Genomic DNA, 12,257 nt, shown 5'->3' with positions numbered 1-12,257 from the left:
ATATATATCATGGAAAAAACTATGGACAAAATCATAGCTCTTGCCAAAGCCAGAGGTTTTGTATATGCTGGTTCAGAAATCTATGGTGGTCTTGCAAACACATGGGACTACGGTAACCTTGGTGTAGAGCTTAAGAACAACGTTAAGAAAGCTTGGTGGCAGAAGTTCGTACAGGAGAATCCATACAACGTAGGTGTTGATTGTGCTATCCTTATGAACCCACAGACATGGATTGCCAGTGGTCACCTTGGTTCATTCTCAGATCCTCTTATGGATTGTAAGGAATGCCATGAAAGATTTAGAGCTGATAAGATTATTGAAGATTTTGCAGCTGAGAATAATATCGAGCTTAAGTCATCAGTTGATGGCTGGAGCAAGGACGAGATGAAGGAATTCATTGAAAGCAACAATGTTCCATGTCCTACATGCGGCAAGCATAACTTTACAGACATCCGTGAGTTCAACCTTATGTTCAAAACATTCCAGGGTGTTACAGAGGATGCTAAGAACACTGTTTATCTTCGTCCAGAAACAGCACAGGGTATTTTCGTTAACTTCAAGAATGTACAGCGTACATCTCGTAAGAAGGTTCCATTTGGTATTGGCCAGATTGGTAAGTCATTCCGTAACGAAATCACACCTGGTAACTTTACTTTCCGTACTCGTGAGTTCGAGCAGATGGAGCTTGAGTTCTTCTGCAAGCCTGGTACACAGGATGAGTGGTTCCAGTACTGGAGAAGCTTCTGTCGTGACTGGCTTATTAGCCTTGGCATGAAGGAAGATGAGATGCGTCTTCGCGACCATGATCCAGAGGAGCTTTCATTCTACTCAACAGGTACTACAGATATCGAGTTCTTATTCCCATTTGGTTGGGGCGAGCTTTGGGGTATCGCTAGCCGTACAGATTATGACCTTACACAGCATCAGAATGTATCAGGTCAGGATCTTACATACTTTGATGATGAGCTTAATGAAAAATATTTACCATATGTTATTGAGCCATCACTTGGTGCAGACCGTGTAGTTCTCGCATTCCTTTGCGCAGCATATGACGAAGAGGAAATTGGTGATGAGAACAGAAGTGATGTTCGTACAGTTCTTCACTTCCATCCAGCACTTGCACCAGTTAAGATTGGTGTGCTTCCACTTTCTAAGAAGCTCAATGAGGGTGCAGAAAAGATTTTTGCAGAGCTTTCAAAGAAGTACAATTGTGAATTCGATGACAGAGGAAACATCGGAAAGCGTTATCGTCGTCAGGACGAAATCGGTACACCATTCTGTATCACATACGACTTCGATTCTGAAGAAGACCACATGGTAACAATTCGTCACCGTGATTCTATGGAGCAGGAGCGTATCGCTATTGCGGATTTGGATGCATACTTTGCAGATAAATTCACATTCTAATTATCATTTAGAAAAATTGGAGGATAATGCTATGGAAAACACTAATGTAGAGGGTAAGACCACAGACTTTCGCGAGCTTGAGGACACTAAGCCTTCTGAATTGGGGGAGGATTTACTTTTAGAGCAAATCGACGCCTTTCGTGAGAAGGCAACTCAGCTGCAGCAGCTCATTGTTCAAAAGGAACATAAGGCAGCTGAACTTGAAGCATTAGTTAAAGAGAAAGAAGCAATCAATGTCAAATTGCAGGAGGAACTTTCTAAGAAGCAGGAAGAGGCAGACACTCTTGTTGCTGATGTAGAGACTCAGGTTGACAGAATGATGCAGGTTGTAAAGAACAACATGGATCAGCTGGAAGTAGACATCAAGGGCCAGGTTAATGGCAATCAGGAATCATACGAAAAGCATAGCAGAAGCCTTCAGGATACATTAAAGAATGTTTCTGCGGGACTTGATTCTATTCAGAACGAGCTCTCAGAGAAGACTCATTCAGAATCTGTTCATTTATACCGTTTGATTCAGGATTTACTTAAGGAGCATGACAACAGCGAAGAGCAGGCTCTTAAGGCTGTTGAACATTACAGCTCACTTAAGAAGCTTTCAGTAGTACTGATTGTACTTGTAGTCATATCAGTTGGATTGTCAGCTGCCTCATTTATTCTTTCTCTAGGTATTTTTTAAGTTTTAAATGGAGGAAATATGCCGAAGTCAGTTTATATAATCGGTCACAAAAATCCAGATACTGATAGTATTTGTGCAGCAATCGCGTATTCTTATCTTAAGAACGCACTTAGTACAGGGGAGAATTATGTCCCTAAAAAAGCGGGTTCATTAAATGAAGAGACTCGTTATGTTTTAAATCGTTTCAATGTTCCAGAGCCAGAGACAGTTACAGACGTAGGTGCTCAGCTTAGTGATATTGAATACAGACAGTTAGAGGGTGTCAGTGGACACATCTCACTTAAGAAGGCATGGGAGACTATGCTTGATAAGAACGTAGCAACCCTTCCTGTTGTAGGACAGACTGGTAAGCTTGAGGGTGTTATCGTTAACGGAGATATTGCATATTCATATATGGATATCTATGATAACAGCATTTTATCTCGTTCACGTACTCAGTATTCAAACATCATTGGAACACTTAATGGTAGACTTGTTACAGGTAACCCACACGCATATTTTGTTAAGGGTTCTGTAGTTATTGCATCAAGCAGCCGTGAAGAGCTTATTGATGATATTAAAAGAGATGACCTTGCTATTGTTGGTAACATTACAGCTCGTCAGCTCATCTGTATTGAAGCAGGATGTAGCTGCTTAGTAGTTTGTGGTACAAGCAAGGTTGAAAAGGAAGTTGCAGAGCTTGCTGAGAAGAATCAGGTAGTTCTTATTACTACTGAATTCGATACATTTACAGTTGCTAGACTTATTCATCAGGCTATGCCTATTCGTCAGTTCATGCAGAAGGATGACCTTATCAGCTTCGAGCTTGACGATTATGTTGATGAAGTAAGAGAAGTAATGAAATCTGTTAGACATAGAGATTTCCCTATCTTAGATGAGAACAGACATTACATTGGTATGGTTTCAAGACGTCTTCTTTTAAATATGGAAAAGAAGAGAATTATCCTTGTTGACCACAACGAAAAGTCACAGGCTGTTAATGGTATTGACCAGGCAGAAGTATTAGAGATTATCGATCACCACAGATTAGGTTCACTAGAGACAGTTTCTCCAATCTTATTCAGAAACCAGCCTTTAGGTTCAACAGCTACAATCGTTACATTAATGTTCAAGGAGCGCGGTGTAGAAATCCCTAAGGATATCGCAGGTATTCTTTGCTCAGCTATCCTTTCTGATACATTAATGTTTAGATCACCTACATGCACACCTACAGACGAAGCTTTGGCTAAGGAGCTTGCAGGTATCGCTGGAGTAGATGTTACAGAGCTTGCAACATCTATGTTTGAAGCAGCTAGTGATTTCAAGGATCGTACAGCAGAGCAGATTTTCCACCAGGATTACAAGATTTTCACAAGTGGTGAAATTAAATTTGGTGTTGCTCAGGTTAGCTCAGTTTCAAGAAGCCAGTTAAATACAATTAAGGCAGATATTAAGGCATACATGGATACAGTACTTGAGTCAGCTAGCTTAGATGCTGTATTTGTAATGCTCACAGATATCTTAAACGAAAACACAGAGCTATTATTCGTAGGTAACGATGCTGGCAAGATTATTGCAGATGCATTCCGCATGCCAGTTGCTACAGATAGCTACATGTTAGAGGGCGTTGTTTCTCGTAAGAAGCAGCTCATCCCACCTATCATGGAAACACTTCAGGAATAGTTTATGACCTTTTTGTGAAAAACGGTTTTAATGCATTTTAGATGTTATAATAGGTGTTACAGTTAAGCTAAGGCTTGATTGTAGCACCTTTTTTATAGCTAAAATAATTTTTTGAAAAAATTTTCAAAAAGGGGTTAAGTTTATAACGGTACGTCCGATATAACTATTGCAAGGCAAAAAAAGCCAAAGAAAAAGGCTTCCACCTTGAGGGGGAAGCTGTCACCGTAGGTGACTGATGAGGGTGTAAAACTACCTACAGAAATATTTTTTAAATTTTTTCAATTTAGGGGTTAAGTTTTCCCACCATCATCCGATAAAGTATTTAGAGATAAATGAAAAGGATTTCTATATCTCGATTTTAGTTACATCACAACCTCATAAAGGTTTCGTTACCAGGACAAGGATGTTAAGGGTCGAAATATTCGTTATATCTTTTTTATTTATCTATTGTACTCACAATAGGCTTTTTTCATGCATACCTTTATCAATTGGATATCTTTACAGCATATGCGCGAATGCTGTTGGATATAAATGTAATTATTAACAATTGAGTGCGAAAGCACTTCTCCCGGGAAAGGAATCTAGGGAGTATCTACAAGGAGGTAGAATTTATGGTAGTACAACACAACATGCAAGCAAGCAATGCTTCTAGAATGCTCAACATCACATCAGGCGCTCAGGCAAAGTCAACTGAGAAACTTTCTTCAGGTTACAGAATCAACAGAGCAGCAGATGATGCAGCAGGACTTTCAATTTCAGAGAAGATGCGTAAGCAGATCAGAGGTCTTGATCAGGCTTCTACAAACGCACAGGATGGTGTATCTGCAGTGCAGACAGCTGAAGGTGCTTTAACAGAAGTTCACTCAATGCTTCAGAGAATGAATGAACTTGCAGTTCAGGCTTCAAACGGAACAAACAGTGAGTCAGACCGTGCTTCTATCCAGGACGAAATTAACCAGCTTACAACAGAAATTGATCGTGTTGCTGAGACAACAAAGTTCAACGAGACATATCTTCTTAAGGGCGATTATGGTAAAAAGACTATCAACATAAAAGCTCATGATGCAGGTCTTGATGGAACATTAACTCAGAACACAACAAAAGCTACATTTACAGTAAAGGCTCTTTCAATGGGCGATCAGGTAACAATTGGTGGTACACAGTACACAATTGGTGTATCAGGTGATACAACAACAAATATGTTGACTAATGCAAAAATTGTATTAGGAAATGGACAAGCAATTGATCCTGGTAATGGTGAAGTGTTTAAGATTGATGGAAAGTCATTTACAATTGCTGGCACAACAAATGTTGATACTTCTGAGTTAGCAATGTCTGACTTAGACAAATTCGCAAGTAATGGTTCTACAATTGAATACAATGGTAAATCAGTTACATTGTTCAATGATTTGGGTGAGCATGGACCAGAGACAGATGCCGCAAAGAAAACAGTTGAAGGTATCGACTCTAAGAATAAGACTGTTATTACACAGGCAAAGGCTTATGAGTTGATGGCTAATGAACTTAGAGCTGCATCTTCAATCGGTGCTGATGAAGTAGTAGGTACTATTACTCAGAAGTATGATAATAATGCATTGCAGAAGAATGATGTGAATGCTCTTACATCAAATGCAAATGATACAAAGGTTACATTTACTTTTGCAAAGAAGACAGCAGAAGTTCAGAATGATTTGAATTTTAATCTTCATGTTGGTTCTGATGCTGATATGACAAACAAGATTGGTGTAACAATTGCTGATATGAGCTCTGCTTCACTTGGTATCCAGGGACTTAACGTAGCTGATGCTACAGGTAAGGCTGCTACATATGCTATCGATGCTATATCAGATGCTATTTCAACTGTATCAGCACAAAGAGGTTCTCTTGGTGCTATTCAGAACAGATTAGAGCATACAATCGCTAACGTAGACAACGTAGTTGAGAATACTAACGCTGCTGAATCTCGTATCCGTGATACAGATATGGCTGACGAAATGGTTAACTACAGCAAGAATAATATTCTTCAGCAGGCAGGTCAGGCAATGCTTGCACAGGCTAACCAGTCTACACAGGGTGTACTTTCAATCTTAGGTTAATCATTCAAGGGATAACTAATCTTTTGAAATTACTATTTATTCGTTTCGCGCAGACTAGTTAAATACTAGTGAAATCAGGGGGCTTGCTATCCCCTAGCAGGCCCCTAAATTTTCAAAATAGTGCCTTTGGCACTCTCTTGGAAAGGGACTTCAAAGAGTAACTTACAAGGATGTAATTGATTTGGACCTCCACTTGGAGGTCCATTTTCTTTGTGAAAAATTTTTCACTTGACATAAATACGGCCTTACCGTAATATAAATACGTATTATAGGTATTAGAAAGAGATTTAATAATGTCGAGTAAGGATATAGCTACTAAGAAATATATGAGGAATCCCGTTATTTTTGCGGATTTTTTTAATGGAATAATCTATGGGGGTAAGCAGGTAATAGATTGGACCACACTTGAAGAAATAGATACATCCATGTTATCTATCATTCCCGCTGGTAATCGTAAATCAAAATCAATTCAGAAGTTTAGGGATATTATAAAAAAATCTATTATAATGAAGAATGACAAGCTTTTTTATGCTATACTTGGCATAGAGAATCAGTCAGATATTCACTATGCAATGCCAGTTAGGGATATGCTGTATGATGCGTTAGCATATTTAAGGCAGGTTGAGGAAATATCAGATTATAACAGATCGGAAGGTTATTGTTCTGCTGAAGATTATTTATCAGGATTTACTAGAGAGGATAAGTTGATTCCTGTAGTCACAATTACATTGTATTGGGGCGCACGTCCTTGGGATGCACCTACATCATTGAGGGGAATGCTAGTAGATGTGGATGATTCAATTAAGCCTTTTATTAATGACTACAATATTAATTTGTTCTCAATTATTGATAGAGACGATTTTCCAGTTTTCAGAACAGAGTTAAGGGAATTATTTCTTTTACTTAACACAAGGAACGATAAATCCAAGATGCAGAATCTTGTAGAATCGGACTCTGCATTTATGCATGTGAAAAAGGATACTGCAGAATTAATGAGCGAGTTTGCATCTATAAAACTACCGCGTAGGAGTAAGAAAGGTGAGTACAATATGTGTAAAGCTGTCATGGATTTGAAACAAGAGGGAAGAGAAGAAGGAATAGAAATAGGAATAGAGCAAGGAATAGAGCAAGGAATAGAGCAAGGTGAAGAAAACATTCTAAATCTGTATTCTTGGCTTATAGAGAATGGCCGCGACACAGAGGCAAGGGACATTATGATAAAGGAAAATAGCAGTCTTCGCAAGAAGCTATATGATGAGTATGCTAATACGGTTAAATAATTATGATATCAGCAGTAGACGAAAAAAGTAGAGTTTCAAAGAATATAAAATATTTGCTAGAAGTTAAAAAGAAGACCCGTAAACGGGTAGCAACTGATTTAGGATATAAATATACTACCTTTTGCGATTGGGTCAATGGGAACACAACCCCAAGCTATAGCTCTTTAGAAAAGCTTGGGCAATACTTTAATATTGAGCCATGGCAGTTTTATGGAGATTTAGCTGAAGGCAAGGTAGGACGTTCTAAGGCTTTGGTTGCATATGCTAATGCCGCAGCAGATGCTAAGTTATTAGACATAAGTATGTTGGATAATTTAGGAGATGCCCAAATCAAAAGCCTGATGGAATCTGGATTCAGATTTCGTCATAAAACATTAGAAGAATATGAAGGTGTTAAGATAACAATATCACCATCAGACGCTGCTACAGAGCTATCTGTTAGTGGCAATCAGTTATTTATTTCAAATGGAGATGTTAACACACCTGTACCACTCAGTAAAGTTGTTCAGTTAATGGATATTATGCAAGCAGTATTAGATGAGAATAGTTAGACGTGAAATAGGGCTTCCAGCTAGGGCTTCCAGGCGGGAAGTCCTATTATATTGCAAAACACTCATTTTGATGGTAATATAATAACAAATAACATTCAAAATGAAGGTTTGGATTATGGACAATTATATTACATCAGAAGAATTAAAGCGCTTAAGAACTAAATTATCACTGACACAGGTGGAGTTTGCCAGTCTTGTAAACATTTCAAAGTCTACTATTGAACGCTGGGAACGTGATAAAAATGCTAAAATAACAGGTCCAATAGTACCTCTTGTACGTATACTGGAGAACAGGCCTACACTTGTGGATAGATATCTCACTGTTCCATATAAAAGTATGCCGGTTAGGATGTGGTATATGTATAAAAATATGCGATGCACTCTTATAGACGTTGACGATTCTAAACAAAAGATATTTGTAAAAAACTATGTAGATGATCTTATGTATAGGGCTTTTGGCATCAATGATGAGCCTACTTATTTGGATTATCTTGAGTTTCTTGAAAGTCGTTGTTTTCCAAGAACAAGAGATAAGATGAAGTTGATTTTAGATGAATTGGATATTCCGTTTTATGATCCATTTATGATAGTACAGAAAACACAAGGACGTATGGCGGAGGATGATTTTTGGATATATATTGAGGATTAGAAATGATTGAACTATATGAAAATCAGTTAAAAATATTTGATAGACAGTCGTCAAAAGGCAATCAATTGAAATGGCAAGATGGAAATTATTGGTATAAGGCAGATTATGCTGGTTATGAAGCTTTATCAGAATATATTGTTTCCGAGTTACTCTTCAAGTCAACCCTAGGAAATGATGAATTTGTTTCGTATAATCTTGAACAGATAAGATATAAACGAAAAGTTTTTAATGGTGCAAGAAGCATTAACTTCTTGCCGGATGGGTGGCAGATTATAACTCTTGAAAGATTATATAAATCAAAAAAAGGAAATAGTCTTCTTCAGGCAGTCTGGAAGCATAAGACGGTAGAGGAAAGAATTAGTTTTTTTGTTAATGAGGTAATTAAGCTTACTGGTATAGAAGACTTTGGTGTTTATTTAAGCAAAATGCTTACTATTGATGCATTTTTCTTGAATGAGGACAGACACATGCATAATATTGCTGTTCTTATGGATGGTTCTGGGAATTACAAGCTGTGTCCCATTTTTGATAATGGAGCAGCGTTATTATCTGACATAACGCTGGATTATCCATTAGATGGTGATGTAATGGAAATGATGGATGAAGTTAAATCTAAAACTATATGTACGGATTTTGACGAACAGCTGGATGCTATTGAGGGGGCATACGGTTGTAATATAAAGTTTAGTTTTGATAAGAAAGATGTTGATAGACTTCTGGACAATCAATCATTCTATTCTAAAGATATTGTTGAGAGAGTCAGAACAATTATGTATCAGCGAATAAGAAAGTTCCAATATTTGTTTAAATAGAAATAGGACTTCCAGGCGGGAGGTCCTATTTTTTTAAAATCTATTCTAAAGTTTCGAAAATCTTTTCCGATAATTGTAGTAGATGGAAACAGTATACAAATTGTATTTGTTGTCCACCTAAGTTTAGTCGTTTTTCATAATCGCGCGGAAAAGTGATTAAACTACACTCGTAGCTTTACAATTTAATAAAGCTAAACTACTTTAATTTCTTTCCTTGATTACACGCGGAGGTTGGTCACTCCCTTGTAATATAGATACGGAAATGCAGCCTAAAGTATGTAGCGTTTTCAATCATGAAACTTTTAAGATTATTAACTAATGTTATGCGAAAAAATATCGCATCTCTCATGAATGGAATCGTGGGAGTATCTACAAGGAGGTAGAAATTATGGTAGTACAACACAATATGCAGGCAGCTAATGCTTCAAGAATGTTAGGAATAACAACAAATGCTCAGTCTAAGTCTACTGAGAAACTTTCAAGTGGTTTTAGAATCAACAGAGCCGCTGATGATGCAGCTGGTCTCTCAATTTCAGAGAAAATGAGAAAGCAGATTCGTGGTCTGGATCAAGCTTCAACAAATGCATCAGATGGTATCTCAGCAGTACAAACCGCCGAAGGTGCCCTTACAGAGGTACATTCTATGTTACAGAGAATGAATGAATTGGCAGTCCAGGCAGCAAACGGTACAAACTCTGAAGATGACCGTTCATCTATTCAGGATGAAATTAGACAGTTAACAACAGAAATCGACCGTGTCGCTGAGACGACTAAGTTCAATGAGACCTATCTTCTCAAGGGGGACTTTGGCACCAAGACACAAGTAATTAAGGCGCATGATGCGGGCCTTGATGGCACACTTACACAGAACACCACAAAGGCAACATTTACAATCAAAGCTCTTGCAATGGGTGACACAGTAACAATTGGTGGTACAAAGTACACAATTGGTGTCGCTGGAGCATCAACAGCAACAATGATTAACAATGGTTTAGCTATTTTGGGTGCAACAAGCCTGACTAATGGCTCTGTAGTTAAGATTGATGGTAAGTCATTTACAATTGCTGACAATACAAACGTTAACACATCTGAGCTTAACAAGGATGAGTTTATCAAATTTGCCAGCAACGGTTCTACTATTGAATACAATGGTAAGTCAGTGACTCTCTTCAATGATATGGGACAGTATGGTCCAACTACAGGTACAACAGGTGTTACGGAAAATGGTGTAGATTCTAAGAATACAACAGTCATTACTCAGGCGAAAGCATACGAGCTGATGGCAAATGAGCTAAGAGCAGCATCATCAATTGGTGCTGATGCTGTTATTGCTGGATTAACAGTTAAGATTGGAACAACTGATATCATTAAAGAAGGTGCATTAGAAAGTACAATTGCTCAAAACAGCAATAAACTACCATCTGAGATTACAACCGCAAATGATAAGGTTCAGTTCATCATCCAGAAGGGAACAGCAGTAGTTCAGAATGATCTTTCATTCAATTTGCATGTAGGTTCAGACGCTGATATGACAAATAAGATTAGCGTAAATATCGAATCAATGTCAGCAACAGCTCTAGGTATTCAGGGACTAAACGTAAGTGATGCCACAGGTAAAGCCGCAACATACGCAATCGATTCTATTGCTGATGCTTTAACAAAGGTATCAGCACAGAGATCAAGCCTTGGTGCCATCCAGAACAGATTAGAGCACAGTATAGCAAATCTTGATAACGTAGTTGAGAACACAGATGCCGCTGAATCACGTATCCGTGATACAGATATGGCTGACGAGATGGTTACATACAGCAAGAACAATATTCTTGCTCAGGCAGGCCAGTCAATGCTCGCTCAGGCAAATCAGGCAACACAGGGTGTTCTTTCATTACTTCAGTAATTAGCGTGGCCAAACGCATCGGTACACACAAGCTTCCCGAAATGAGGCTTAGTACTATCCACAAATTGGGGTCCTCCGGGACCCCTTTTTTATGCTTAAACTCTAAAACTTGACGAGGGTCAAGTTTTAGAGTTATACTCCTTTTAAGGTAAAACAAATGAAAGTAGTTAAAGAATTACAGGATTTAAGATATCTATGGAAAATCTTGCATTGATTCCTAAGGAAAAAATGATATCATTACCGAAAAATAAGAATGATATTGTAGAATCTTTATTTGAAGATTTAGATGGCATCCTAATATCAGGCTTTGTGGATAAGATTGCTGAAATGATATCTGAAAGGTGGACTTTTTATGAAATACTTCGAAATAAGAAGTGATTTAAAGGGTGATGATAGACTATATGGCGTGATTATCTATGATGAAAAATTGAATCAGTATATTACAGAATTACCGGATGATTTGGAATATAAGGATGCTCCATTGCTATTGGATACAGTCATAAAAAAAGGTCAACGAACAGTAGGTCCCTTTATAACAAAGCTTTGGTTGAAAGAAAGACTGGTGCCTGAAGATCGCCAAAACATCGGTCTGATTTTAAAAGAGGCGGGCTTAGATTATTATGATGAACATCAACTTCTTGTATTAAGTGATGGCAGATGTGCTCAAGATGATTTTTATCTTAAGCCTATTCCTGCTAAATACATGCCGATTGATATAATGGACCGCTTACAAAAAAGAATTGAAGATTTTGTACTATTATCAGGTATGAGATTGTTAGTTTTCTTTCATAATGGAGAAACAAAGATTTGCGATTTAAGAGATTTCGCTGATATATATGATTGGATTCAATATTTGCCAATAAATGAGAACTACTATTATTCTATGAAGCCACTCATATCAGGATATGGTGTTGCTTGGGATGAGGATAGACAGATATCCTGTGAAGAACTATATGAAGCAGGAAAATTACAGGATATTAAATACGAGGACTTTAAATTATTCATTGAACAAAGAACTATATCTACAACAGGTGTATGCGCAAGTCTTGACTGTAGTAGGCAAAACGTTAATGATTTAGTAAAACGAAATAAGCTTCATCCTGTGAAGAACTTAGAGTCTACTAAAATATTCTTAAAGGCAGAAATAGAAGATAGATTGAGTTTGTAATGTGCACTTGAAATATATATACAAAAACCGTATAATTTATAAGGATAATATCTTTT

11 protein-coding genes are annotated in these 12,257 nt (G+C 37.7%); all 11 read left to right on the top strand.

Annotated features, from left to right (window positions below):
• Positions 1-9: 9 nt before the first annotated feature.
• Positions 10-1,407 (top strand): glycine--tRNA ligase, encoded by a 1,398-nt coding sequence (locus G611_RS0107210; protein WP_028243046.1) that lies wholly within the window; start codon positions 10-12, stop codon positions 1,405-1,407.
• A gap of 31 nt (positions 1,408-1,438) precedes the next feature.
• Entirely contained in the window at positions 1,439-2,086 is a 648-nt protein-coding gene (locus G611_RS0107205; protein WP_028243045.1) for a hypothetical protein, read from the top strand.
• A gap of 18 nt (positions 2,087-2,104) precedes the next feature.
• A complete protein-coding gene (locus tag G611_RS0107200; protein ID WP_028243044.1) occupies positions 2,105-3,748 on the top strand; it encodes a putative manganese-dependent inorganic diphosphatase in 1,644 nt (547 codons plus the stop codon).
• Positions 3,749-4,359: 611 nt separating this feature from the next.
• On the top strand, positions 4,360-5,844 hold the full coding sequence (locus tag G611_RS0107195; protein WP_028243043.1) for a flagellin: 1,485 nt from the start codon (positions 4,360-4,362) through the stop codon (positions 5,842-5,844).
• A 293-nt stretch (positions 5,845-6,137) separates the two neighbouring features.
• Positions 6,138-7,124, top strand: coding sequence for a hypothetical protein (locus tag G611_RS14260; protein WP_051195149.1), 987 nt, complete (start codon positions 6,138-6,140; stop codon positions 7,122-7,124).
• Positions 7,125-7,126: 2 nt separating this feature from the next.
• Positions 7,127-7,675: a helix-turn-helix domain-containing protein gene (locus tag G611_RS15320; protein ID WP_051195148.1), complete on the top strand. Its 549-nt coding sequence runs from the start codon at positions 7,127-7,129 to the stop codon at positions 7,673-7,675.
• Between the two features lie 115 nt (positions 7,676-7,790).
• Positions 7,791-8,324, top strand: a complete 534-nt coding sequence (locus tag G611_RS0107180; protein ID WP_028243042.1) for a helix-turn-helix domain-containing protein — start codon at positions 7,791-7,793, stop codon at positions 8,322-8,324.
• Between the two features lie 65 nt (positions 8,325-8,389).
• On the top strand, positions 8,390-9,136 hold the full coding sequence (locus tag G611_RS0107175) for a hypothetical protein (RefSeq protein WP_330362035.1): 747 nt from the start codon (positions 8,390-8,392) through the stop codon (positions 9,134-9,136).
• A 388-nt stretch (positions 9,137-9,524) separates the two neighbouring features.
• Complete coding sequence (locus tag G611_RS0107170; RefSeq protein ID WP_028243040.1) at positions 9,525-11,033, top strand: flagellin; 1,509 nt, start codon at positions 9,525-9,527, stop codon at positions 11,031-11,033.
• Positions 11,034-11,228: 195 nt separating this feature from the next.
• The gene (locus G611_RS0107165; RefSeq protein ID WP_028243039.1) at positions 11,229-11,411 is read left to right on the top strand and encodes a hypothetical protein; all 183 of its coding nucleotides are present in this window, start codon (positions 11,229-11,231) and stop codon (positions 11,409-11,411) included.
• Positions 11,386-12,201, top strand: coding sequence for a hypothetical protein (locus G611_RS0107160; RefSeq protein ID WP_028243038.1), 816 nt, complete (start codon positions 11,386-11,388; stop codon positions 12,199-12,201). The genes G611_RS0107165 and G611_RS0107160 overlap by 26 nt, the downstream gene beginning before the upstream one ends.
• The last annotated feature ends 56 nt before the right edge of the window (positions 12,202-12,257 follow it).

Source organism: Pseudobutyrivibrio ruminis AD2017 (genome assembly GCF_000424305.1).
Lineage (GTDB): Bacteria > Bacillota > Clostridia > Lachnospirales > Lachnospiraceae > Pseudobutyrivibrio > Pseudobutyrivibrio ruminis_B.
Note: the sequence above shows the minus strand (reverse complement) of the source record. Positions and strands in the feature narration are given on the sequence as shown.

Excerpts from the sequence above, each read along its gene's own strand:
- G611_RS0107210 (WP_028243046.1), top strand. The coding sequence starts at position 10 with ATGGAAAAAACTATGGACAAAATCATAGCTCTTGCCAAAGCCAGAGGT.
- G611_RS0107200 (WP_028243044.1), top strand. The coding sequence starts at position 2,105 with ATGCCGAAGTCAGTTTATATAATCGGTCACAAAAATCCAGATACTGAT.
- G611_RS0107165 (WP_028243039.1), top strand. The coding sequence starts at position 11,229 with ATGGAAAATCTTGCATTGATTCCTAAGGAAAAAATGATATCATTACCG.
- G611_RS0107180 (WP_028243042.1), top strand. The coding sequence starts at position 7,791 with ATGGACAATTATATTACATCAGAAGAATTAAAGCGCTTAAGAACTAAA.
- G611_RS14260 (WP_051195149.1), top strand. The coding sequence starts at position 6,138 with ATGTCGAGTAAGGATATAGCTACTAAGAAATATATGAGGAATCCCGTT.
- G611_RS0107170 (WP_028243040.1), top strand. The coding sequence starts at position 9,525 with ATGGTAGTACAACACAATATGCAGGCAGCTAATGCTTCAAGAATGTTA.
- G611_RS0107160 (WP_028243038.1), top strand. The coding sequence starts at position 11,386 with ATGAAATACTTCGAAATAAGAAGTGATTTAAAGGGTGATGATAGACTA.
- G611_RS0107205 (WP_028243045.1), top strand. The coding sequence starts at position 1,439 with ATGGAAAACACTAATGTAGAGGGTAAGACCACAGACTTTCGCGAGCTT.
- G611_RS15320 (WP_051195148.1), top strand. The coding sequence starts at position 7,127 with ATGATATCAGCAGTAGACGAAAAAAGTAGAGTTTCAAAGAATATAAAA.
- G611_RS0107195 (WP_028243043.1), top strand. The coding sequence starts at position 4,360 with ATGGTAGTACAACACAACATGCAAGCAAGCAATGCTTCTAGAATGCTC.